General features: G+C 70.3%; 18 protein-coding genes. 11 read left to right on the plus strand and 7 right to left on the minus strand.

The window, feature by feature from the left end:
- Positions 1-62: 62 nt before the first annotated feature.
- On the plus strand, positions 63-2,651 hold the full coding sequence (locus ACZ4O3_RS04175; RefSeq protein ID WP_362729375.1) for a SpoIIE family protein phosphatase: 2,589 nt from the start codon (positions 63-65) through the stop codon (positions 2,649-2,651).
- A gap of 122 nt (positions 2,652-2,773) precedes the next feature.
- On the opposite strand, the gene ACZ4O3_RS04180 is transcribed toward ACZ4O3_RS04175, so the two are convergent.
- Entirely contained in the window at positions 2,774-4,252 is a 1,479-nt protein-coding gene (locus tag ACZ4O3_RS04180) for a hypothetical protein (protein WP_467721102.1), read from the minus strand.
- Between the two features lie 82 nt (positions 4,253-4,334).
- Between ACZ4O3_RS04180 and ACZ4O3_RS04185 the strand changes: the two genes are divergently transcribed.
- Together ACZ4O3_RS04185 and ACZ4O3_RS04190 are read left to right on the plus strand one after the other, a co-directional pair.
- Positions 4,335-5,417, plus strand: coding sequence for a glycoside hydrolase family 18 protein (locus tag ACZ4O3_RS04185; protein ID WP_362713001.1), 1,083 nt, complete (start codon positions 4,335-4,337; stop codon positions 5,415-5,417).
- Complete coding sequence (locus ACZ4O3_RS04190; RefSeq protein WP_362713003.1) at positions 5,414-6,403, plus strand: phosphotransferase family protein; 990 nt, start codon at positions 5,414-5,416, stop codon at positions 6,401-6,403. Before ACZ4O3_RS04185 ends, ACZ4O3_RS04190 begins: the two co-directional genes overlap by 4 nt.
- Here ACZ4O3_RS04190 and ACZ4O3_RS04195 read toward each other — a convergent pair.
- From ACZ4O3_RS04195 to ACZ4O3_RS04210, 4 genes are all read right to left on the minus strand, one after another.
- The gene (locus tag ACZ4O3_RS04195; RefSeq protein ID WP_467721104.1) at positions 6,378-7,154 is read right to left on the minus strand and encodes a succinate dehydrogenase/fumarate reductase iron-sulfur subunit; all 777 of its coding nucleotides are present in this window, start codon (positions 7,152-7,154) and stop codon (positions 6,378-6,380) included. The genes ACZ4O3_RS04190 and ACZ4O3_RS04195 overlap by 26 nt on opposite strands.
- Positions 7,151-9,082, minus strand: a complete 1,932-nt coding sequence (locus ACZ4O3_RS04200) for a fumarate reductase/succinate dehydrogenase flavoprotein subunit (protein WP_362713007.1) — start codon at positions 9,080-9,082, stop codon at positions 7,151-7,153. The genes ACZ4O3_RS04195 and ACZ4O3_RS04200 overlap by 4 nt, the downstream gene beginning before the upstream one ends.
- Positions 9,083-9,096: 14 nt before the next feature.
- Positions 9,097-9,918, minus strand: coding sequence for a hypothetical protein (locus ACZ4O3_RS04205; protein ID WP_362713008.1), 822 nt, complete (start codon positions 9,916-9,918; stop codon positions 9,097-9,099).
- A gap of 69 nt (positions 9,919-9,987) precedes the next feature.
- Positions 9,988-10,278, minus strand: coding sequence for a hypothetical protein (locus ACZ4O3_RS04210; RefSeq protein WP_362713010.1), 291 nt, complete (start codon positions 10,276-10,278; stop codon positions 9,988-9,990).
- A gap of 366 nt (positions 10,279-10,644) precedes the next feature.
- Between ACZ4O3_RS04210 and ACZ4O3_RS04215 the strand changes: the two genes are divergently transcribed.
- The 7 genes from ACZ4O3_RS04215 (at position 10,645) to ACZ4O3_RS04245 (ending at position 21,838) form a co-directional block, all read left to right on the plus strand.
- Positions 10,645-12,834 (plus strand): ABC transporter family substrate-binding protein, encoded by a 2,190-nt coding sequence (locus ACZ4O3_RS04215; protein WP_467721106.1) that lies wholly within the window; start codon positions 10,645-10,647, stop codon positions 12,832-12,834.
- 228 nt (positions 12,835-13,062) lie between these two features.
- The gene (gene typA / locus ACZ4O3_RS04220; protein ID WP_362713014.1) at positions 13,063-14,970 is read left to right on the plus strand and encodes a translational GTPase TypA; all 1,908 of its coding nucleotides are present in this window, start codon (positions 13,063-13,065) and stop codon (positions 14,968-14,970) included.
- 633 nt (positions 14,971-15,603) lie between these two features.
- A complete protein-coding gene (locus ACZ4O3_RS04225) occupies positions 15,604-16,644 on the plus strand; it encodes an ABC transporter permease (protein ID WP_467721108.1) in 1,041 nt (346 codons plus the stop codon).
- Positions 16,645-16,745: 101 nt separating this feature from the next.
- Positions 16,746-18,548, plus strand: a complete 1,803-nt coding sequence (locus ACZ4O3_RS04230; RefSeq protein WP_362713016.1) for an ABC transporter substrate-binding protein — start codon at positions 16,746-16,748, stop codon at positions 18,546-18,548.
- A gap of 96 nt (positions 18,549-18,644) precedes the next feature.
- Positions 18,645-19,622: an ABC transporter permease gene (locus ACZ4O3_RS04235; RefSeq protein ID WP_362713018.1), complete on the plus strand. Its 978-nt coding sequence runs from the start codon at positions 18,645-18,647 to the stop codon at positions 19,620-19,622.
- Between the two features lie 31 nt (positions 19,623-19,653).
- Positions 19,654-20,715 (plus strand): ABC transporter ATP-binding protein, encoded by a 1,062-nt coding sequence (locus tag ACZ4O3_RS04240; RefSeq protein WP_362713020.1) that lies wholly within the window; start codon positions 19,654-19,656, stop codon positions 20,713-20,715.
- A gap of 13 nt (positions 20,716-20,728) precedes the next feature.
- Positions 20,729-21,838, plus strand: a complete 1,110-nt coding sequence (locus tag ACZ4O3_RS04245) for an ABC transporter ATP-binding protein (RefSeq protein WP_467721109.1) — start codon at positions 20,729-20,731, stop codon at positions 21,836-21,838.
- On the opposite strand, the gene ACZ4O3_RS04250 is transcribed toward ACZ4O3_RS04245, so the two are convergent.
- Positions 21,835-22,593: a class I SAM-dependent methyltransferase gene (locus ACZ4O3_RS04250; protein WP_467721110.1), complete on the minus strand. Its 759-nt coding sequence runs from the start codon at positions 22,591-22,593 to the stop codon at positions 21,835-21,837. The two genes, ACZ4O3_RS04245 and ACZ4O3_RS04250, sit on opposite strands and share 4 nt — an antisense overlap.
- A 66-nt stretch (positions 22,594-22,659) precedes the next feature.
- On the opposite strand from ACZ4O3_RS04250, the gene ACZ4O3_RS04255 reads away from it, so the two are divergent.
- Positions 22,660-23,052, plus strand: a complete 393-nt coding sequence (locus ACZ4O3_RS04255) for a VOC family protein (protein ID WP_362713026.1) — start codon at positions 22,660-22,662, stop codon at positions 23,050-23,052.
- On the opposite strand, the gene ACZ4O3_RS04260 is transcribed toward ACZ4O3_RS04255, so the two are convergent.
- Positions 23,040-23,240 carry a DUF397 domain-containing protein gene (locus tag ACZ4O3_RS04260; protein WP_362713028.1) on the minus strand — a complete coding sequence of 67 codons (201 nt, stop codon included), beginning with the start codon at positions 23,238-23,240 and terminating at the stop codon, positions 23,040-23,042. The genes ACZ4O3_RS04255 and ACZ4O3_RS04260 overlap by 13 nt on opposite strands.
- Positions 23,241-23,242 lie beyond the last annotated feature (2 nt).

Raw genomic sequence — 23,242 nt, forward strand, 5'->3', positions numbered from 1 at the left:
ACTGCGGGCAGCCGCCCCCGGTGACCGGTGCCGGGTGCGGTGAGCTGGAGGGGACGGTTCGCGTGAGCGAGATACCAGCTAAGGCCACGGAGTCCGAGGACCCGTCGGACGGCGTGAGGGCGGGGACCGCGGAGACAGCCGCGGCCCCCGGCGACGCCATGTGGCAGAGCAGCCCACCCGGCTCGATCTACGACTACATCAAGGTCGCCTCGTTCTCCATCGGCGCCGGCGGCCTGGTCGACCAGTGGAGCCTGCGCGCCGAGCAGATCTTCGGCATCCCGGCGGAGCGGGCCGTCGGCATGGATCCCATCGAGGCGTTCGTCGACGCGGACCTGCGCGAGCACGGCCAGCGGAAGATGGCCGAGATCCTGGACGGGCGGGAGTGGACCGGCGTGGTCCCCTTCCGGATGCCCGACACGGCGGACGGCGAGCGCGGCGAGGAGGGCCTCGCCGAGGTCTACGTCATGCCCACCCGCACCGCTGAGGGCGAGAACGCGGCCGTGTGCATCGTGGTCGACGTCCGCACCCTACGCAGCATCGAGACCGACCTGGCCGCCTCGCAGTCGATATTCGGTCAATCTCCTTTCGGTTTCCTGCTGATCGACCCCGACCTGCGGATCCGCCGCGCCAACGTACGGTTCTCCTCCGTCTTCGGCGGCAGCCCCGACGACCACCGCGGCAAGGGCGTCCACGACTATCTGCCGCGCTCGGAGGCCGAGCGGGTCGCGGCCACCCTGCGGCGGGTCCTGGAGACCGGCAACTCCATCACGGACATGCACGTCACGGGGTTCGTGCCGGGCTCCGAGGAGCGCCGGCACTGGTCCATCAACCTCTACCGGGTGCACAGCGGCACCGGCCGCCCCATCGGTATCGCCTGGCTCGGACTGGACATCACCGCCCGCCGCGCCGCCGCCCGCGAGGCCGCCGCGGCCCGGCGGAATCTCGCCCTCCTCAACGAGGCCGGCGCCCGGATCGGCAACTCCCTCGACCTGGAGACCACCGCCCGTGAACTCCTCGACGTGGTCGTGCCCGGCTTCTGCGACCTCGCCACCGTCGACCTCTACCAGGGCCTGTTGGCGGGCGACGAGCGGCCGCCGGGGCTCTCCGACGGCAGCGCGGAGCTGCGCCGGGTCGCGTTCGCCAGCGCGGTCTCCGACGCGCCCTTCGTGGGCGGCGGTGCCCCGGTCGCCGTCGGCGCGGTCCACCACTACCCGTTCAACTCGCCCTGCGCGGACGCCCTGCGCACCGCCCGCCCGCAGCATGTGCCGGCCGAGGAGGGCGGCCTCGTCCAGTCCACCCTCGCCGTCCCGATGGTCGCCCACGACACGGTCGTCGGCCTCGCCCAGTTCGCCCGCACCAAGGGCAGTGAGCCGTTCGGCGACCGCGACCGCGACCTGGCCGTCGAGCTGGCCGCCCGTGCCGCCGTCTGCATCGACAACGCGCGCCTGTACCGCCGTGAGCACGAACGCGCGTTGATACTGCAGCGGTCCCTGCTCCCGCCCGGCGACCCGGAGGCCTCCGGACTGGACATCGCGTGCCGCTACCTGCCGGGCAACGCGGCGACCGAGGTCGGCGGCGACTGGTTCGACGTCATCGAACTCCCCGGCCACCGCACGGCGCTGGTGGTCGGTGACGTGATGGGCCGAGGACTGCGCGCGGCCGTCGCGATGGGCGAACTGCGCACGGCGGTCCGCACCCTGGCCCTGCTCGACCTCGAACCCGCCGAGGTCCTCTCGGCGCTGGACGAGATCGCCCGCGGCCTCGGCACCCCCGGCGGGGTCCAGCAGGCCACCCGGACGGCCCGCCAGCCCCGCGACGCCGACCTCTCCGAGGTCTACCTGGCGACCTGCGTGTACGCCGTCTACGACTCCGTCACCAGGCGGTGTACGTTCGCCAACGCCGGCCATCTGCCGCCAGTGCTGGTGGAACCGGGCGAGGACGCGCTGATGCTCGACGTGCCGCCCGGCATGCCGCTGGGCGTCGGCGGCGAGCCCTTCGAGGAGGTCGAGGTCGAACTCCCCGAAGGCGCGCTGCTCGCGCTCTACACGGACGGTCTCGTCGAGTCCCGCGACCATCCCCTGGACGAGGGCCTCCAGGCGTTCGTCGGAGCCCTCACCGACCCCTCCCAGCCCCTCGAGGACGTCTGCGACCACGTCCTGAACACCCTCGACACGCACCACGGCGAGGACGACATCGCGTTGCTGATGGCACGTGTACAAGGGCTGCCGGCCGAGTCGGTCGGCGACTGGACGCTGCCGCGCGAGCCGCGCAGTGTGGGCCGGGCCCGTGAGTACGCGCGCGGCCAGCTGCTCAGCTGGGACCTGGAGCCGCTGGTCGACACGGCGGAGCTGCTGGTCAGCGAGCTGGTCACCAACGCGCTGCGGTACGGCGAGGGGGAGATACGGCTACGGCTGCTGCTGGACCGGACGCTGGTGTGCGAGGTGTGGGACTCCGGCCTGGTCCAGCCGCGGCGGCGGCGCGCCCGCGACACCGACGAGGGCGGGCGGGGGCTTCAGCTGGTCGGACTGCTCTCCGCGGCGTGGGGCTCACGGCGGACGCCGCGCGGCAAGACCGTGTGGTTCGAACTGCCCCTCCCGGACGGCGAAACAGGCCTCACCGACCCGGCGGAGGCATTGCTCAGCCTGTTCTGACAGAGGTGGCGCGGACCGGTGCACGGGTGCGGCGCCGTCGATCCTCGCGCGGTTCCCCGCGCCCTTCAGGGGCGCGGGGAACCGCGCGAACGACCCCCACCGGCCGCAGTCGCTGCAGCCGGTCAGCGCAGTCGTGCTCGCGTCTGCGGGCCGCCGAACGTCACCACCGGCCCCCCGTCCGCCTCCTCGCCCAGCAGCACGCCCCCCAGCACCGCACCCGCGAGGCCGCTCTCATGGGCCGCCTCTCCCGCGTACGGGTTGCCATGGGCGCGTACGTCCCGCCCCGCCAGCTCCCGGGCCCGCCGCGCCAGCCGGTCCGCGTCCGCGGCAGCCGCCCGCCGCGCCTCCGCCAGCAGCGCCCGCGCCTCCGCCCCCACCGCCCGCCGGTGCACCTCCACGAAGTCGTCCGCCGCCCCCAGCGCGCTCCGCGCCACCAGCTCCGCTCCGGCGGAGATCACCCCGGAGCGGCCGCCCCCGGCTCCCTCCACCGCCCGTACGACCCGGCGCAGCGCGTCCAGCGAGTCGTACGGGCCCCCGGTCAGCTCCTCACGCACCGCGGCCAGCACGGTGTCGGCGTGGGCCAGACGGGACGGCGAGGCGGCTTCCCGGACGCCTGCCAGTTCCTTCTCCGCCCCGGTGAGCGCGGCCGGCACCAGGCCCGCCGCCGTCCGCAGTTCCGCCGCGAGCCCGGCCACCCCGCCCAGCAGCACCCCGGCCTGGGCCACCGCCCCCTCGGCGGCGCACACCCCACGGCGCATCCCGTCGCCGTCGCCCGAGTCGGCGTCCCGGCGGGCCTGGTTGAGCCGTCCGGTCGCGAACACCAGCCGGTCCTTGGCCTGTTCGACGTACCCCAGCACGGCGGCGACGGCCCCGCTCCCGTAGTGCTCGCCGGCCTCCGTCAGCGCACCCGCCACCTTGCCCGTGCGCGCGGCCAGTTCCCGGAACCGTCCCTCGGCCACCGCCAGTGCGTCCCCCGCATCCCACTCGGCGTCGAATCCCGCCGCCGCCGCGTCCAGTCGCCGCCCCGCCTCCGCACACCGTCCGACCACTCCGACCAACGCCTGCCGCCGGCCCCTGTCGTCCCCGGGTATCCCCTCCTCGTACCGCCGCCATATCGCGAACGCGGCCGACAGCTCGGTCTCGGCCGTCCGCAGGGCCTCCGCGGCCGGATCGCCGCCGTCGACGTACCCGAGCGCCTGGCGGCTGGTGCGGACGCAGTCGTCGGCCAGGACCAGGGCGGCCCGCGCCTGACGCTCGACGTCCACCGGCGACGGCACCGGCGGGGCGGTGGAGACGATCCCCGGGGTGGTGCGCGAGCGGGCCCGCCGCACCCGCCGTACGTACCCGTAGCCGCCCAGCGCGCCGGCGGCCGCCACCGCGACCAGCGGCATGACGTAATCGGCGGTGGACGCCCCGTCAGCCCGCGCCGTGGCGACCGGTTCGCGTGCCGCCGCGGGAACCGGATCTTGAGCGGTGGTCGTCATCACCGGCAACACCAGCCAGGCCGCTCCGGTCACGCCGCCCAGCACGGCATGCCCCACCCGCACACCTATGCGGGCGGTGGCGTGCCTCGGACGGCCCCGGATCAAGGATGACGTCACATTTCGGAGCGTATGGGCAGCAAGTCGGCTTCGCGACCGGGGTGGGGACGGGCGGGCGTCGACGAGAAGAGGGGTACGGGCGATGGCAGCGGAATCCGAACCGGCGGGGACGGGCGAGGCCGAGGGCGCGGGCGCGCCGGAGGCGCCGGGGGTCCGCAGGAGAGCCGCCCGGATCCGCTGGGCCAGGCGGGTCGGGCTCGCCGCCGTCCTGCTCCTGGTCCTCCCGCTCCTCATCGCCGAGACCGCCCTCCGCATCAACTTCACCGGCGACCCGGGGCCCGGCACCCGCACCCGGGGCAGGGACGCCATCTGGCTCGGGCACGCCTGGGTCGACGGCCGTAAGACCGACGCCGACGTCACCGCCCTCGCCGCCCGGCTCGCGGACACCGGCATACGCGACCTCTACGTCCATGCCGGGCCGCTGGAACACAACGGCACGCTGCCCAGAACGGACTACCCCAAGGCCCGTTGGCTGATAACGGCCGTGCATCGAAAACTTCCCGGCGTCCGCGTCCAGGCCTGGCTCGGGGACGAGGTCGCGCCCGAGAAGCCGTACGCCATGCATCTGGAGAACGCGCGGACGCGTGCCGCCGTCGTCGCCTCCACCCGCCAGGTGATCGCCGCCGGCTTCGACGGGGTCCACTTCGACCTGGAGCCCCTGCGCTCCGGCGACCGCGACTACCTGGCCCTCCTGGACGCGTTGCGGCCGGTGACCCCGCTGCTGTCCGTCGCCGCACACCAGATCGATCCGCTCCCCGCCTTTCACTCCTTCTGGGGTACCGTCACCGGCCATCCCAAATGGTGGTCACAGGAGTATTTCGGGCAAGTCGCCCGCCGGGTGGACCAGATCGCGGTGATGTCGTACGACACCATGCAGCCCCTGCAGAGCCTGTACGGCGGGTACGTCGCGCAGCAGACCAGCCTTGCGCTGGAGGTCACACCGGCGGACACCGACCTCCTGATGGGCCTGCCCTTCTACCACGAGAACCGCTTCGGCCACTGGGCGCACGCGGAGACCGTGCCGGCGGCCGTGCGAGGGGTTCGGCTGGGACTGTCCCGCACGGACGCGGATCGCGCTAACTTCGGCGTCGCCCTGTACGTCGACTTCGCCGCCACCGAGGATGACTGGACCTCTTATCGGAAGGACTGGGTTCGTACGTCATGACAACCGCTCGTGCCCACCTCACCCGTGACGACCTCGCTCCGCTCGCCCGCGCGGCCCTCGGCCGTGCTCCCGCCACCGTCACCCGGCTGCGCGGTGGCTCCAAGAAAGGCGTCTACCGGCTTGCCCTCGACAACGGCAGGACCGCGATCGCCTACGTCTGGTCCCCGGAGGAGGACTACTGGGGCCCGGCCGACGCCGACATCCGCGACCCCTTCGCCCACGCCTCCGGGCTGGGTCTCTTCCTGTCGGCCCACGACCGGCTGACCGAGCTGGGTGTGCGCACCCCGCGTCTGCTCTTCGCCGACGAGGAGGCCGAGTACCTGCCCGTCTTCGCGGCGGTCGTGGAGGACGTCCGTGGCGGCAGCCTGGAGATGCTGCTGCGCAGCGACCCCGGCGCGGCCCGGGTGCCGCTGGCCCGGCTGGCCGGCACGCTCGGCGTGCTCCGGGAGTGCACGGCCCCCGGATACGGCAAGGCCGCCCTGGTCGAGGAGGGCGCCAAGCCGCTCGGCACCTCCTGCGAGCAGGTCGTCGCGGACCGTGCCGTGCGCGACATCGTGGAGCTCGCCGAGCGGGACCCCCGGGTACGGGAGGTCAGCCAGGCGCTGTCGGAGCGGGTCCGGGAGCTGTACGACGCGGTCGAGCCGCGCGAGAGGGCCTCCCTCGTGCACGGCGAACTCGGCCCGGACCACGTCCTGGTGACCGACGAGGGCGATCCCGCGCTCATCGACATCGAGGGCCTGATGTACTTCGACGCCGAGTGGGAGCACGTCTTCCTGCGGCTGCGCTTCGGGCCCGCCTACGACGTGCTGCGCACCGCCGACCTCGACGAGGACCGGATGGAGCTGTACCGGCTGGCGGTGCACCTCAACCTGGTCGCCGGGCCGCTGAGGCTGCTGGACGGCGACTTCCCGGACCGTGAACCGATGCGGGACATCGCCGAGTCCAGCCTCCGGCAGGTGCTCAGCCTCCTGCGGGGCGCCTCCTGATCTTCGAGCCGAGCCAGACCAGCGGGTCGTACTTGCGGTCGACGGCCCGCTCCTTCAGGGGGATCAGCGCGTTGTCGGTGATGTGGATGCCCTCGGGGCACACCTCCGTGCAGCACTTGGTGATGTTGCAGTAGCCGAGACCGTGTTCGTCCTGGGCCGTGCGCTTGCGGTCCAGGCCGGACGCCTCGGCCGCGTCCAGCGGGTGCATGTCCAGCTCGGCGACCCGCATCAGGAAACGCGGCCCGGCGAACGCCGTCTTGTTCTCCTCGTGGTCGCGGACGACATGGCAGGTGTCCTGGCACAGGAAGCACTCGATGCACTTGCGGAACTCCTGCGACCGGTCCACGTCCTCCTGGAACATCCGGTACTCGCCGGGGCCCACTCCGGCGGGCGGCACGAACGACGGGACCTCCCTGGCCTTCTGGTAGTTGAAGCCGACGTCCGTGACCAGGTCGCGGATCACCGGGAAGGCGCGCAGCGGGGTGACCGTGAGGGTCTCGTCCGGTTCGAAGACGGACATCCGGGTCATGCACATCAGGCGCGGCCGGCCGTTGATCTCCGCCGAGCACGAACCGCACTTGCCCGCCTTGCAGTTCCAGCGGACGGCCAGGTCGGGGGCCTGGGTGGCCTGGATGCGGTGGATGATGTCCAGGACCACCTCGCCCGCGTTCACCTCGACCTTGAAGTCCTCCAGGCCGCCGCCCTCGACGTCGCCCCGCCACACCCGGAAGTGGGCCGTGTAGCCGCTCATTCGTACAGCTCCTCTTCGGCGAGGTACTTGACCAGCTCCTCCTTCTCGAAGAGGGCGAGCAGGTCGGCGCGGATGGGTTCGGTGGTCTCGCGGACGAGGTCGATCTGGCCGCGCACCGGGTCGGTGGCCGCGAGCCCGCCCGTGGGGTCGGCCGGCCGGCAGAGCAGGTTGATCCGGCGCCAGGCGCGGTCCATCGTCGGATGGTCCTCGCGGGTGTGGCCGCCGCGTGACTCGGTGCGCTCCAGGGCCGCCCGGGCCACGCACTCGCTGACCAGCAGCATGTTCCTGAGGTCCAGAGCCAGGTGCCAGCCCGGGTTGAACTGGCGGTGCCCCTCCACCCCGGCCCGGCGGGCCCGGACCCGCAGCGCGGCGAGCCGCTCCAGGGCCTGCTCCATCTCGCCCTCCCGGCGGATGATGCCGACCAGGTCGTTCATGGACTGCTGGAGCTCCTGGTGGAGCGTGTAGGGGTTCTCCGGCGGCCCGGAGTCCGGTTCCTGGCTCTCGGCCGAGAAGGGCCGCAGCGCCTCGGCCGCCGCCGCGTCGATCTGTTCGTCGTCCACGTCCGGCCGGGCGCCGAGGCCCGCCGTGTAGTCGGCCGCGTGCCAGCCCGCCCGGCGCCCGAACACCAGCAGGTCGGACAGCGAGTTGCCGCCGAGCCGGTTGGAGCCGTGCATCCCGCCGGCCACCTCACCGGCCGCGAACAGCCCCGGCACCCCTCGGGCCGCCGCCGTGTCGGAGTCCACCGCGACCCCGCCCATCACGTAGTGGCAGGTGGGCCCGACCTCCATCGCCTCCGCGGTGATGTCGACGTCCGCCAGCTCCTTGAACTGGTGGTACATGGAGGGCAGCCGGCGCCGGATCACCTCGGCCGGCATCCGTGTCGACACGTCCAGGAAGACCCCGCCGTGCGGGGAGCCGCGGCCCGCCTTCACCTCGGAGTTGATGGCCCGGGCGACTTCGTCGCGGGGGAGCAGTTCGGGCGGGCGCCGGTTGTGGTCCGGGTCCTCGTACCAGCGGTCGCCCTCCTCCTCGGACTCGGCGTACTTCTCCTTGAAGACGTCCGGGACGTAGTCGAACATGAACCGCTTGCCCTCGGAGTTGCGCAGCACCCCACCGTCGCCGCGCACCGACTCCGTGACCAGGATCCCCTTCACCGACGGCGGCCAGACCATGCCCGTCGGATGGAACTGCACGAACTCCATGTTGAGCAGGGGCGCCCCCGCCAGCAGGGCGAGCGCGTGCCCGTCGCCGGTGTACTCCCACGAGTTCGACGTCACCTTGAAGGACTTGCCGATGCCGCCGGTCGCGACCACGACGGCGGGCGCCTCGAGGACGAAGAACCGGCCGGACTCCCGCTCGTACGCGAAGACGCCGCTGACCCGTGAGCCGTCCTTGAGGATCCTGGTGACCGTGCACTCCTGGAAGACCTTGAGCCGGGACTCGTAGTCGCCGGTCTCCTTCCTGTCCTCCTGCTGGAGCGAGACGATCTTCTGCTGGAGGGTCCGGATCAGTTCGAGTCCGGTGCGGTCCCCGACGTGCGCCAGGCGCGGGTACTCGTGGCCGCCGAAGTTGCGCTGGGAGATCCTCCCGTCCTTCGTACGGTCGAACAGGGCGCCCCACGTCTCCAGCTCCCAGACCCGGTCCGGGGCCTCCTTGGCGTGCAGCTCGGCCATCCGCCACTGGTTGAGGAACTTGCCGCCGCGCAGGGTGTCCCGGAAGTGGACCTGCCAGTTGTCGTGCTCGTTGGCGTTGGCCATGGCCGCGGCGATGCCGCCCTCGGCCATCACCGTGTGCGCCTTGCCGAACAGCGACTTGCAGATCACCGCCGTACGGGCGCCCCGCTCGCGGGCCTCGATCGCGGCGCGCAGCCCGGCGCCGCCGGCGCCGACGACCACGACGTCCCACTGCTGCCGCTCCACCGATGTCATCACATGCCCCAGTCCTAGAAGAGTCGCGGGTCGTCGAAGACACCGGACGCGAGCAGGTAGACGTAGAAGTCGGCGAGCGCCACGCTCACCAACGACGCCCAGGCGAGCTGCATGTGCCGGGCGTTGAGCCGGCCGACGAACTGCCACGCCCGGTAGCGCACGGGGTGTTGGGAGAAGTGCTTGAGCTTGCCGCCCACGATGTGCCGGCAGGAGTGGCAGGACAGGGTGTACGCCCAGATCAGCACGATGTTGGCCAGGAAGACCAGGGTGCCGAGGCCCATGTGGCCCCAGTTCTCGTGGGTGTCCCGGAAGGACAGCACCGTGTCGTAGGTCAGCACGCAGGCGACCAGCAGGGCGAAGTAGAAGAAGTACCGGTGGAGGTTCTGCAGGATCAGCGGGAAGCGGGTCTCACCGGAGTACTTCGCGTGCGGTTCGGCCACCGCGCAGGCGGGCGGGGACGCCCAGAAACTGCGGTAGTACGCCTTGCGGTAGTAGTAGCAGGTCAGGCGGAAGCCCAGCGGGAAGATCAGGATGATGATCGCCGGGGAGATCGCCCACCAGCCGCCGAAGAGGTCCGCGTTGGGGCCCGAGGGCATGGTCCTGCAGTTCTCGGCCAGACACGGCGAGTAGAACGGCGAGACGTACGGCGCCGAGTAGTAGTCCGCGTTGGCGAAGGCCCGCCAGGTCGAGTAGACGACGAACGCGAACAGACCGGCCGCGGTGACGGCGGGCGCCAGCCACCAGCGGTCGGTCCGCAGGTGCGGGGCGGAGATCGCGGCGCGCGTACGGGTGCGTACACCGCCGCTGTTCTGATGTGGTTCCGTACCAGTGGCCAATGGATGACTCCGGTCGGTTCGGGGGCGGGCCTGCGGGCGGCACGCCTGTCGGCGGTGCCGTCACGCCTCTCAGGGGGCGTGCCGGTCGCGGGCGCCGAGACCCTCGTCGTCCGTGTCCGTCCACAGGTTGATGTCGTAGGGGGCGTCGGAGATGGTGACGAGTTCGGGTCGCTTGCTCGGGGCGCCGGCGCCGGCCGTCTCCCGCAGCAGTGCCACGCTCTCGCGCAGGTGATCGGCGTCGGCACGGACGCGGCGCATCTCCAGCCCGCCGCGCCCGAGCTGCTGCTCCAGGCGGCCGACGGACCGGTTCAGATCGTCCAGACAGCGCTGTACTGATGTCAGGTCGTCGTGCACGGACATGACGTGACCTCACTTCCGCGGACTTCGGTGTCCAAGGCGGCGACGTTCATGCGCCTGCGAGTGTTGCGCGTCACACCTGCTGGTGTGAAGGCGTGTGCAGCGATTGGCGGATTGCACACCTGGGTCGCACGCCCGCACGCGCTCTGTGTGCGCCGGGGCGGGTGTGGAGCCCCGCTCGCCGCCCCGGGCGGGCGTTGCGCCGCACGGGTGGCCTTTGACGCCCCCCGCCGCCGTGTCGGCCCCGGCAGGTGGACCCCGTCCATTTCAGTGGGGACCGTACTTCTGACGTAGATGTGATCAACTCCAAAATACCCCAAATGTGAACAGACCCCACCCGTGTCACCGGGCCTCCCGGAGGTAGCAGAGATGTCTCACCACGGCGTCGGACCCAGGCCTGGCCGCAGTGCGGTCATGCGTTCCGTCACGTTCCTGACCGCGGGCGCGCTCGCGGTGCCCTTCCTCGCGGGCTGCGGCTCCGACGACGAGGGGAGCAAGCCGCTCGCCGGACAGGACACCGCGGCGGTCGCCCGTGACGCGGTCGCCGAGGGCGGCACCCTGAAGTGGGCCGTGGACGCCGTACCGGAGACGCTCAACACCTTCCAGGCCGACGCCGACGCCGGCACCACCCGGGTCGCCCAGGCCGTGCTGCCGTCGATGTTCACCATCGACGCCACCGGCCGTCCGGTCCGCGACCCCGACTACCTGGAGTCCGCGAAGGTCATCGAGACCGAGCCGCGCCAGGTGGTCCTCTACAAGCTCAACCAGCAGGCCGTCTGGAGCGACGGCCGGGAGATCGGCGCCGCCGACTTCGCCGCCCAGTGGCGTGCCCTGTCCGGCAAGGACTCCGCCTACTGGACCGCCCGCAACGCCGGATACGACCGCATCGGCAAGATCGAGCGCGGCGCCAACGACCTGGAGGTCCGGGTCACCTTCGAGCGGCCCTACGCCGACTGGAAGTCGCTGTTCTCGCCGCTGTACCCCAAGGAGGTCATGGGCACCCCCGACGCCTTCAACGACGGCGCCCGCCGGAAGCTCACGGTCACCGCGGGTCCCTTCAAGGTGGACAAGGTCGACACCGCCAAGAAGGACCTGGTCCTCACCCGCAACCCCCGCTGGTGGGGCCGCCCGGCCAAGCTCGACGAGATCGACCTGCACGCCGTGGGCCGGGACCAGCGGGCCGCCTCGCTGGCCGCCGGGACGGTCGACGTCGCCGACATCGACGCCGCCGAGGCCCAGCGGATCGCCCTCGCCGGGCGGGACAAGGGCAGCGGCACGCCGTTGCAGGGTGCCGGGAAGACCTCCGCGAAGAAGCTCCGCTCCTGGGCGCTCGCCCTCGGCATGGACCAGGAGCGGCTGCCCAAGGGGCCCAAGAAGCTCCGCAAGACCATCTCGAAGTGGCTCGAGCAGCAGCAGGAGCTGCGTGACGTCGACGTCCGCAAGTCCCTGGAACCCGCCTATACGCAGCTCGCCCTGAACGGCTCCGAGGGCCCGCTGGCCGACGAGCGGGTGCGCCGGGCCGTCGCCCGCGCCCTCGACCGCAAGACCCTGGCCAAGCTGGTGCTGACCCCGCTGGGGCTGCCCGCGGTGCCGGTCGGCAGCCACCTCGCCCTGTCCGGGCAGGCTGCCTACGCCGACGGCAGCGGGACGATCGGCGGCCTCGACACCCATGAGGCGCAGGCGCTGCTCGCCGACGCGGGGTGGGTGGCCGGAGGGCCGATCAAGGCCGGGGAGAAGGCGGCCGGCGCGCAGACCGGCAAGGGCGACAAGTCCGATGAACCCGGCAAGAGTGACAAGAGCGACAAGGGTGATGACTCGGGCGGCGGCGGGAGCGACGGGCAGTACATCGTCGGGGAGGACGACAAGAGCCCCGACACCCCGGACGACAAGGGCACCCGCGACCACCAGAGGGACCACGCCCACGGGGCGCCCGGGGCGTACGCCCCCAAGGGCACCGCCGCACCCAGGGGAGCGCAGGCCGCGGCCGCGCCCCTGGCCAAGGACGGCAAGGCGCTGAGCCTGCGGTTCGTGCTGCCGTCGGGGCCGGGCTCGGACACGCTCCAGGACGTCGCCGAGCGGATCCGGCAGATGCTGGCGACGGTCGGGATCCAGACGGAGATCATCAAGGTCTCCGACGAGAGCTACTTCAAGGACCACATCGCCTCCGGTCAGTACGACCTCGCCCTGTACTCGTGGCCCTCGTCCGCGTTCCCGGCGACCGACGCACGGCCGATCTACGCGAAGCCGGTACCGGCCGCGGACGGGTCGCTGAACGTCGGGCAGAACTACACGCGGGTGGGCACCGACCAGGTGGACCAGCTCTTCGACCAGGCGCTCGGGGCGCTGGACGAGGACGAGGCGGACGGACTGCTGCGCAAGGCCGACTCGCGGATCTGGGCGTCGGCGGGCTCGCTGCCGCTGTACCAGCGGCCCCAGATCGTGGGGGCCCGCAAGGACCTGGTGAACGTCGGTGCGTTCGGCTTCCAGACGCCGGTCTACCAGGACATGGGATTCCTGAAGAAGGGGGCGAAGGTGTCGGCGAGCCCGGCCGGGGGATAGCCGGACCGGACGGGTGGCCGGGTGGTGGTGGACGCCTGATCGTGCTGGTCGCGACCGCGCGGCTCAGCGGGTCGGTGACACCGCCCACGCCCCTGTGGGGCGGCCCGGCGAGCCCACCCTGGTTGGTGCCCGTACCATGGGGTGAGGCCGTGGCGTGTTCAGCCCGGCAGGGTCCGCGTAACACCGACGTACGCGCTGGCCTTCCTCACACTCCAGGAGTACGCCTTAATGGCCACGCGCCACGACATCCGCAACGTCGCCATCGTCGCCCACGTCGACCACGGCAAGACGACCCTTGTCGACGCCATGCTGAAGCAGGCCGGCGCCTTCGCCGCGCACGCCGCAGAGTCGCTCGACGATCGCATGATGGACTCGAACGATCTGGAGCGTGAGAAGGGCATCACGATCCTGGCCAAGAACACGGCCGTGAAGTACCACCCGAAAGACGGTGGCGAGGTCGTCACCATCAACATCATCGACACCCCGGGCCACGCCGACTTCGGTGGCGAGGTCGAGCGCGGTCTGTCGATGGTGGACGCGGTCGTGCTGCTCGTCGACGCGTCCGAGGGCCCGCTGCCCCAGACCCGTTTCGTGCTGCGCAAGGCCCTCCAGGCCAAGCTGCCCGTCATCCTGTGCATCAACAAGACGGACCGCCCCGACTCGCGCATCGACGAGGTCGTCAACGAGACCTACGACCTCTTCCTCGACCTCGACGCCGACGAGGACCAGATCGAGTTCCCCATCGTCTACGCCTGTGCGCGTGACGGTGTGGCCTCGCTGACCAAGCCGGAGAACGGCACGGTCCCGCAGGACAGCGACAGCCTGGAGCCGTTCTTCTCCACGATCCTGTCCCACGTCCCGGCCCCCGAGTACGACGAGGCCGCCCCGCTCCAGGCGCACGTCACCAACCTGGACGCCGACAACTTCCTCGGCCGTATCGCGCTGCTCCGGGTCGAGCAGGGCGAGCTGCGCAAGGGCCAGACCGTCACCTGGATCAAGCGTGACGGCACGATGTCCAACGTCCGCATCACCGAACTGCTGATGACCGAGGCGCTCACCCGCAAGCCCGCCGAGGTGGCGGGGCCGGGTGACATCTGCGCGGTCGCCGGCATCCCGGACATCATGATCGGCGAGACCCTCGCCGACCCCGAGAACCCGATCCCGCTGCCGCTGATCACGGTCGACGAGCCCGCGATCTCGATGACCATCGGTACCAACACCTCGCCGCTGGTCGGCCGCGGCGGCACCGGCAAGGGCGCCGACGCGAAGTCGGCCGTCAAGGACCGCAAGGTCACCGCCCGCCAGGTCAAGGACCGCCTCGACCGCGAGCTGATCGGTAACGTCTCGCTGCGCGTCCTCGACACCGAGCGTCCGGACGCCTGGGAGGTCCAGGGCCGTGGTGAGCTGGCGCTCGCCATCCTGGTCGAGCAGATGCGCCGTGAGGGCTTCGAGCTGACCATCGGCAAGCCGCAGGTCGTCACCCAGCAGGTCGACGGCAAGACGTACGAGCCCGTCGAGCGCATGACGATCGACGTCCCCGAGGAGCACATGGGCGCGGTCACGCAGCTCATGGGTGTCCGCAAGGGCCGGATGGACAACATGTCCAACCACGGCTCGGGCTGGGTCCGGCTGGAGTTCGTCGTCCCGTCCCGCGGTCTCATCGGCTTCCGCACCGAGTTCCTGACCAACACGCGCGGCACCGGCATCGCCCACTCCATCCACGAGGGCCACGAGCCGTGGTTCGGTGTCCTGACGACCCGTAACAACGGCTCGCTCGTCGCCGACCGCGCCGGCGCCGTCACCGCGTTCGCGATGACGAACCTCCAGGAACGCGGCGTGCTGTTCACGGACCCCGGCACCGAGGTGTACGAGGGCATGATCGTCGGCGAGAACTCTCGCGCCGACGACATGGACGTGAACATCACCAAGGAGAAGAAGCTCACCAACATGCGGTCGTCGTCGGCCGACTCGTTCGAGGCGATCGTCCCGCCGCGCAAGCTCTCCCTGGAGCAGTCGCTGGAGTTCTGCCGTGACGACGAGTGCGTCGAGGTGACTCCCGAGGCCGTTCGCATCCGCAAGGTCGTCCTCGACCAGAAGGAGCGCGGCCGCACCGCCAGCCGCGCCAAGCACGGCTGATCGCAGGACATCGAAGCCCGGGTGCCCCCATCATGGGGGTGCCCGGGCTTTTTGCAACCCGTTTTCTGGTGGCCGAGAGTAGGCCGGCTTCGGTCAGTGTCCGAAATGCGGAGATCCTCGCCCGATACCCATGTAACAAGTCCGTTTCGTGGCCTTCTCGCGGCGAACAGTTTGTCCATTTTTCGGAAGAACTTGGCATCAGCTGTGACTGAATTGAGATTTAAAGACAGTGGTCGGCACCTGGCGCATGGCAGATAGTTAGCCGCGTAGCGCTCGGGTCAATGGGTCACGCGCTGTGGGGACAGCGCCGGCTCACGAGCATCAGGGGGCGTCTGGCCCTCCGTCAGGGGTGTCGGAGGGTATGGGCGGAAGCCTCCTGTTGGTGAACACGTGAAGTCATGAGGAGGAACTCCCATGCGTGGTGTCACGAACACCAGGTGGGTCGCACTCGCGCCATCAGGTCATTCCTGCGTCGACAACTGTTCGTCCGGCGACCGATTCTGAGGATCCGTCCGGCCGTGTAGCGCGGCCGTTCGACTACGCGCGTCCGACTGCGGTTTCCCGCCGCGTCTGCGTGCGTTCCTCGGGCTACCCGGAAGCCCCTCACACCCACACCTGTGAAACGGACGAACAGTGACCAGTCCTATCGACATCGAGGACGGCGGGACCCCGGTCGTCGCCGAGGGCGAACCCGTGCCCCCTGCGAAGCCCGGAGCGGACCAGCTCGCGGGCCGGTCTCCCGGCCGGCTGATGTGGATCCGCTTCAAGCGGGATCGCACGGGCGTAGTCTGCGCGGTCATCGTGCTCGCGTACTTCGTGATCTCCCTGGCGGCGCCGCTGCTGACGAAGCTCTCCGGCACCAATCCGTACACCCTGTACGGCCAGGATCCCACCTACGCGGACAAGCCGGTCCTGGACGAATTCGGGCTGCCGCTCGGCTACTTGGGCGGCGTCTCGGGCGACCACTGGTTCGGCATCGAGCCGCAGTACGGCCGTGATCTGTACGCCATGCTGCTGTACGGCATGCGGACCTCGCTGTTCATGGCGCTCGGCATCACCGTGCTCGTCATGGTCACCGGTGTCGTCATCGGCCTGGTCGGCGGCTACTTCGGCGGCCGTACCGACTACTGGGTCGGCCGGGTCACGGACTTCTTCCTGTCCTTCCCGCAGCAGCTGTTCTTCATCGCCTTCATGCCCGTGGTCACCTCGTTCTTCGTGGACCCGCGTGAGGAGACGCCCACCTACTTCCGGGCCCTGGCCATGCTGATCGTGCTGTGGCTGCTGGGCTGGATGGGCATGGCGCGTCTGGTCCGCTCCACCGTGCTGTCCCTGCGGGAACGGGAGTTCGTGGAGGCGGCCCGGGTTTCGGGGGCCTCGCCCTGGCGGATCGTCCGCAAGGAGATCCTGCCGAACGTCGTGACGCCGATCCTGGTGCAGTTCACGTACACGCTCCCCAGCACCATCCTCAGTATCGCCTTCCTCTCCTTCGCGGGTGTCGGCTTCGTGGAGCCCACCCCGGACTGGGGGCGTCTCTTCGCCGCCGGCGCGCAGTACGCCGAGCAGGACCCCGCGTTCATGTTCTTCCCGGGCGTCGCTCTGGTGATCTTCGTCCTGAGCTTCAACCTCCTCGGAGACTCCGTTCGGGACGCGTTCGACCCCAAGTCCGGGCGATAGGACGTCCCTTGGGTGGGGGGTGGCTGCCGCCCCCGTCGGCCTCACGGCCGGCGTCCGGCAGTACTCAGGGATCACAACCGACAAATAGGTGGATTCGCCACATGATGTCTCATCGCTCACTGCTCTCCCGCAGAGCGCGCACCCTGGTGGTCGCCGTCGCGGCCGGCTCCCTCGCGCTCACCGCCTGCTCCAAGAACGAGGGCGGCAAGTCCGGGACCGACTCGAAGAAGGATCAGAAGGAGGCCGCCGTCCAGTCCAAGGCGGTCACCTACCTGGACGCGGCCGCCTCCACCGGGCCCGCGAAGGACGTGCCCGGAGCAAAGAGCGGCGGCACCGTCCAGATCTTCCAGGAGACCCCGCTCACCCACCTGGACCCGGGCCAGATCTACGTCTCCGACGCCGGCCAGATCGCCAACCTGCTCTTCCGCCGCCTGACCCAGTTCCAGGAGGACGACAAGGGCAACGTCTCGGTCGTCGGCGACCTCGCCACCGACTCCGGCAAGTCCACCGACGGCGGCAAGACCTGGACCTTCACCCTGAAGGACGGGATCAAGGACCAGAACGGCAACGCGATCACCTCGGCGGACGTCCGGCACAGCGTCGAGCGCCTGTACGCGAAGTTCATCTTCGACGGCCCCACCTACCTCCAGACCTGGCTGAGCGGCGCCGACTACCGCAAGGCGCTGCCCGACGGCGGCTTCGGCTCCAAGCACCTGCCGGCCTCGGTCCTGGACACCCCGGACGCCAAGACGGTCGTCTTCCACTTCGACACCCCGCGCACCGACCTGCCGCAGACCCTGGCCATGGCGGGCTACGCGATCGTCCCGGCGAAGACCGACACCAAGGCCAACTACGACAAGGCCCCGGTCTCCACCGGCCCGTACAAGATCGCCTCGTCGAAGTCCGGCAAGTCCCTGGTGCTGGCGAAGAACACCAACTGGGACCCGAAGACCGACTCCGTGCGCCACCAGTACGTCGACGGCTTCAACTTCGCCTTCGGCGTCACCGAGTCCACCCAGACCAAGCGGCTCATCGCCGACCAGGGCGACTCCAAGAACGCCATGCAGTTCACCGGCAGCGTCGACGCCACCCAGATCCAGGACGTCGTCAAGAACCCCGAGACGTACAAGCGGACCATCAAGGGCTACCAGCCGTACGTCATGACGCTCACGTTCAACCTGGACCGGGTCAAGGACAAGAAGGTCCGCGACGCCATCACCTACGCGGTCAACTCCAAGTCCCTGATCGCCGGCGAGGGCGGTGCCTACGGCGGTGACGTCGCCCCGAACCTGTTCGCGCCCACCCTGCCGGGCTACGAGGCGACGTACGACCCCTACGGCCGGCTGAAGACCCCGCAGGGCAACATCGCCAAGGCCAAGGAGATCCTCAAGGGCGTGCCGGCCGCCGAGAAGAAGGTCGTCTTCGCCTACGCCAACACCGAGGCGGGCCAGCGCCGCAAGGTGGCCATCGAGGACGCGCTCACCAAGGTCGGCTTCGACGTCGTCTCCAAGGAGGTCGACGGCGCCAGCTACTACGAGCAGATCGGCAAGCTCGACAACCCGTACGACATGTACATCAGCGGCTGGGGCCAGGACTGGCCGTCGCCGGGCACGGTCGTCACGCCGATCTACGACGGTGACCAGGTCGCCGACGGCTCCGCCAACTACTCGCACATCAACGACCCCAAGGTCCAGGAGCTGATCAAGAAGGCGCTGACCCAGGAGCCCACCGAGGCCGCGAAGACCTGGCGCGACGCGCACCACTACATCCTGGAGAAGGTCAACCCGGCCGCCCCGCTCTGGTACACCAAGCAGCTCCAGCTGTTCGGTTCCAACATCGGCGGCGCCCGCTACAGCAGCGTCTCCAGCTACATCGACGTCACCAGGGTCTACCTGAAGTCGTAACGGCTGTGCGACCGCGGGGGCGTCCGGCGCCCCCGCGGTTTCCTGCGACCCTCCACACTCGTCCTTGCAGTCCTTGCAGAGAGCAGCCTGGCCGTCATGATCCAGTTCATCGTCCGGCGCGCGGTGGGCGCCGCCGTCACCCTGTTCCTCATCGGCGCGGCGACCTTCTTCCTGTTCGTCGCCGCCCCCTCCGACTACGCCTCCCTGGCCTGCGGCAAGGACTGCTCGCCCGCGCGGCTGCACGACATCCGGGAGGCGCTGGGCCTCAACCTGCCGCTGGCGCAGCAGTTCTGGGACTTCATGTCCGGCATCGTGAGGGGCCGTGACTTCCCGACCGGCCACTGCTCGGCCCCGTGCCTGGGCATCTCGTTCTACTCGGGCGACATGGTGTGGAGCACCATCATGGACCGCTTCCCGCTCACCCTGACGCTGACCGCCGGTGGCGCGATCGTCTTCCTCGTCGTGGGCGTCGGCGCGGGCATGATCGCCGCCTACCGCCGGGGCACGTACATCGACAAGTTCGCCACCGGTGCCTCGATGGTGCTCAGCTCCTTCCAGATCTACTTCCTCGGTCCGATCGTCCTGACCGTCCTCGTCTACAGCACCGGCTGGATGGAGGACCCCAAGTACGTGCCGATCACCGAGGACCCGGTCGGCTGGTTCGTCGGCATGTCGATCCCGGTGTGCGTGATGGCGACCATCTTCACCGCCCAGTACACCCGTATGGCACGGTCCTCGATGATCGAGCAGCTCGCCGAGGACCATGTCCGCACCGCCAAGGCCAAGGGCATGTCCCGCAAGTACGTCTTCTTCCGGTACGCCTGGCGCGGCTCGCTCATCCCGATCGTCACCGTGCTCGGCATCGACGTCAGCGCGATGCTCGGCGGTGCCGTCGTCACCGAGCTGACCTTCTCCCTCCAGGGCATCGGCCGGCTCGCGGTGGACGGCGCGGTCAACAAGGACCTGCCGCTGACGATGGGCGTGATGCTCTTCGGCGCGTCCTTCATCCTGGCCATCAACATCCTGACCGACATCACGTACGCGTGGATCGACCCGCGCATCCGCCTTTCCTGACCCGTCGGAAGAACCCTTAGGAAGCGACACCGTGACCACAGTGACCAAGCCCGAGCCCGCACCGGCGGCGGACGCGCCGGACGGCTTCCTCTCGGTCCGCGATCTCCAGGTGACGTTCTCCACGGAGGACGGTCCTGTGAAGGCGGTCGACGGGCTGTCCTTCGAGCTGGCCCGGGGCAGGACCCTCGGCATCGTCGGCGAGTCCGGCTCCGGCAAGTCCGTCACCAACCTGACGATCCTCGGCCTGCACAACCCGCTGTTCACGAAGATCGACGGCGAGATCGTGCTCGACGGCAAGGAGCTGATCACCGCCACCGAGAACGAGATGGAGCGGCTGCGCGGCAACCGGGCCGCGATGATCTTCCAGGACCCGCTGACCGCGCTGTCCCCCTTCTACACGGTGGGCCGGCAGATCGCCGAGCCCTACATGAAGCACAAGCGGGTCTCGAAGCGGGCGGCGTGGGAGCGTGCGGTCGAGATGCTGGCGAAGGTGGGCATCCCCAACCCCCGGGAACGGGCCAAGGACTACCCCCACCAGTTCTCCGGAGGCATGCGCCAGCGCGCCATGATCGCGATGGCACTGATCTGCGACCCCGACCTGCTGATCGCCGACGAACCGACGACGGCCCTGGACGTGACGGTCCAGGCGCAGATCCTGGATCTGCTGAAGGACCTGCAACAGGAGTTCGGCTCCGGCATCATCTTCATCACCCACGACCTGGGGGTGATCGCCGACATGGCCGACGACATCATGGTGATGTACGCGGGGAGCGCGGTGGAGCGCGGCACGGTCCAGGAGGTCATGCGCACACCGCAACACCCGTACACCTGGGGCCTGCTGAACTCGATGCCGAGGCTGGACTCCGACCTCTCGACCCCCCTGAGCCCGATCCCGGGCACGCCGCCGTCGCTCCTGAACCCTCCCTCCGGCTGCCGTTTCCATCCCCGCTGCACCTTCCAGGACCGGGTCGGCGGTACCCGCTGCGTCACGGAACGCCCGCTGCTGGCCCCCGACCGCGCCTCGGCCTGCCATCTCACGGCGGACCAGAAGCAGACCATCTTCATCGAAGAGATCAAGCCCCGACTGGGCTAGGAGACGACACGTCATGACCCAGGACACGATCCTTCCCGCCCCGCGTGAGGCCGCCGCCGGGGAACCGCTGCTGGAAGTCTCCGGACTGACCAAGTACTTCCCGGTCAAGGGCGGCTTCCCGATCCGGCGGACGGTCGGGCACGTCCAGGCCGTGGACGGCATCGACCTGACCGTACGGGTGGGGGAGAGCTTCGGACTGGTCGGCGAGTCGGGCTGCGGCAAGTCGACCACGGGCCGCCTGATCACCCGCCTCCTGGAGCCGACCAGCGGCTCGATCGCGTACCGGGGCAAGGACATCAGCCGTGCCACGCGCAGGCAGCTGGCGCCGATCCGCTCCGAGATCCAGATGATCTTCCAGGACCCGTACTCGTCGCTGAACCCCCGCCAGACCGTCGGCAAGATCATCTCGGGTCCGATGGAGATCAACGGGATTCAGCCGGAGGGCGGCCGGGAGAAGCGCGTACGGGAGCTGCTGGAGATCGTCGGTCTCAACCCCGAGCACTTCAACCGTTTCCCGCACGAGTTCTCCGGCGGCCAGCGCCAGCGCATCGGCGTCGCCCGCGCCCTCGCGCTGGAGCCGAAGCTGATCGTGGCGGACGAGCCGGTCTCGGCCCTGGACGTCTCGATCCAGGCCCAGGTGGTGAACCTCCTCCAGCAGGTGCAGCGGGAACTGGGCATCGCCTTCCTCTTCATCGCCCACGACCTGGCGGTGGTACGGCACTTCTCCCAGCGGGTCGCGGTGATGTACCTCGGCAAGATCATCGAGGTCGGTGACCGGGACGCCATCTACAACCGGCCGCGTCACCCCTACACCCACGCCCTGCTCTCGGCGGTGCCGGAGGTCAACCTCTCGGACGACGAGGACGCGGTGGGCCGCGAGCGCATCCGCCTCGCCGGCGACGTCCCGTCCCCGATCTCCCCGCCGTCCGGCTGCCGCTTCCGCACCCGTTGCTGGAAGGCCGAGGACAAGTGCGCGACGGAGGAGCCGCCGCTGGTCCAGATCTCGGGCAACCGGGAAGGCCACCTGACGGCCTGCCACTTCCCTGAGGAGCCGACGACGGAGGCGAGGGACGAGGACATCGTCCTGGACCCGGCGCTGCTCGCGCTGGAGGAGGACGACTAGACGGGTCGCGCCACGGTGATGATCTCGGGGCTGGCGGAGGTGAGCGGGCCCCGGGACCAGTCGCCGTGCTGTTCCGCCACCTGGAGACCCGCGTCCGTGAGGAAACCGGCGAGAGCGTCGGGGCCGAGGAAACGCAGGGTGGCGCGGCACACCTGGGGCCGCGGCCAGGGGGAGCCCTCGTACGTCTCGGTGAAGGTCACCCGGTCCCCGGCCGGGGCCCCCTCGACCTCGTGCCAGACCCGGACCGCACGGCCGTCCGCGTCGGTGACGTGGTGCACGCGGTCGCGGGTCCAGCGCTCCCAGGCACGGGCGCCGGGATTGCGGGTCTCGAAGACGAAGCGGCCGATGGGGGAGAGGGCGCGGCGGACCGCGTCCAGTGCGATCCGCAGCTCCTCGTCGGTCAGCAGCACCTGGAAGGCGTGACCGGTCATCACGACGAGGTCGAAGCCGGGGCCGTCCCAGAGCCGGGTACGGAGATCGCCGAGGATCCATTCGACGGTCGGGTCGGCCTGCCGCCCCTGCACGAGCATCGCGGCCGCCGGATCGAGCCCCGCCAGCCGGCCCTCGTGCCCCGCTCCACGAGCCCGCCGCAGCAGCCGCCCGGTACCGCAGCCGACGTCGAGCACGGAGCCGGCGCCCATGACGAGATCCAGATAGAAGTCGTCACCCGGCCCCCACGGGTTGAGGCTGTCGTACAGCGCGGCGAGCGAAGGATCCGCGAACGAATGATCGACCACCGCGGCAGTCTGCCACATGATGTTGAACGAAAGGTCAGGAACAGCTTTCTTCTTGACCTCCCCTCAACTTTCCCTGGAGCGTGGTTGCTTCATCACATTGAGCTGTGGGTGGCAGACCTGGACCGGGCCGCGGAGTCCTGGGGCTGGCTGCTCGGACGGCTGGGCTGGGCGCCGTACCAGGACTGGCCGGCGGGCCGCAGCTGGCGGCACGGATCGACGTATCTCGTGATCGAGCGGTCACCGGCACTGCGGGGCGCCGACGCCGGGCACGACCGGATGCGCCCGGGCCTCAACCACCTGGCCTTCCACGCGGCCGACCGGGCGACGGTGGACGCGCTGGCGACGGAGGCCCCCGCACACGGCTGGTCGCTGCTCTTCACCGACCGCCATCCGTACGCCGGCGGCCCCGGGCACTACGCGGCGTACCTGGAGAACGAGGCCGGGTTCGAGGTGGAGCTGGTGGCTCAGGATGGATGAGGGGCGGTGGCCTTCAGCGCGTCGAGGAACGGGGCGAAGGCGGTGACAGGGAAGGTGAGGGCGGCTCTGGTGGGGGCTTTGGAGTCGCGGATGGATATGTGGGGGCCCAGGTGGGCGACCTCCACACAGGCGTCTCCCTGCCCGCCTCCGGAGAAGGACGACTTCAGCCAAGCGCCAGGGGTCGGCATGG

This window comes from Streptomyces sp. NPDC026515 (assembly GCF_055567595.1).

Excerpts from the sequence above, each read along its gene's own strand:
- ACZ4O3_RS04235 (WP_362713018.1), top strand. The coding sequence starts at position 18,645 with ATGATCCAGTTCATCGTCCGGCGCGCGGTGGGCGCCGCCGTCACCCTG.
- typA (WP_362713014.1), top strand. The coding sequence starts at position 13,063 with ATGGCCACGCGCCACGACATCCGCAACGTCGCCATCGTCGCCCACGTC.
- ACZ4O3_RS04185 (WP_362713001.1), top strand. The coding sequence starts at position 4,335 with ATGGCAGCGGAATCCGAACCGGCGGGGACGGGCGAGGCCGAGGGCGCG.
- ACZ4O3_RS04210 (WP_362713010.1), bottom strand. The coding sequence starts at position 10,278 with ATGTCCGTGCACGACGACCTGACATCAGTACAGCGCTGTCTGGACGAT.
- ACZ4O3_RS04195 (WP_467721104.1), bottom strand. The coding sequence starts at position 7,154 with ATGAGCGGCTACACGGCCCACTTCCGGGTGTGGCGGGGCGACGTCGAG.
- ACZ4O3_RS04245 (WP_467721109.1), top strand. The coding sequence starts at position 20,729 with ATGACCCAGGACACGATCCTTCCCGCCCCGCGTGAGGCCGCCGCCGGG.
- ACZ4O3_RS04190 (WP_362713003.1), top strand. The coding sequence starts at position 5,414 with ATGACAACCGCTCGTGCCCACCTCACCCGTGACGACCTCGCTCCGCTC.
- ACZ4O3_RS04200 (WP_362713007.1), bottom strand. The coding sequence starts at position 9,082 with ATGACATCGGTGGAGCGGCAGCAGTGGGACGTCGTGGTCGTCGGCGCC.
- ACZ4O3_RS04260 (WP_362713028.1), bottom strand. The coding sequence starts at position 23,240 with ATGCCGACCCCTGGCGCTTGGCTGAAGTCGTCCTTCTCCGGAGGCGGG.
- ACZ4O3_RS04230 (WP_362713016.1), top strand. The coding sequence starts at position 16,746 with ATGATGTCTCATCGCTCACTGCTCTCCCGCAGAGCGCGCACCCTGGTG.
- ACZ4O3_RS04215 (WP_467721106.1), top strand. The coding sequence starts at position 10,645 with ATGTCTCACCACGGCGTCGGACCCAGGCCTGGCCGCAGTGCGGTCATG.
- ACZ4O3_RS04250 (WP_467721110.1), bottom strand. The coding sequence starts at position 22,593 with ATGTGGCAGACTGCCGCGGTGGTCGATCATTCGTTCGCGGATCCTTCG.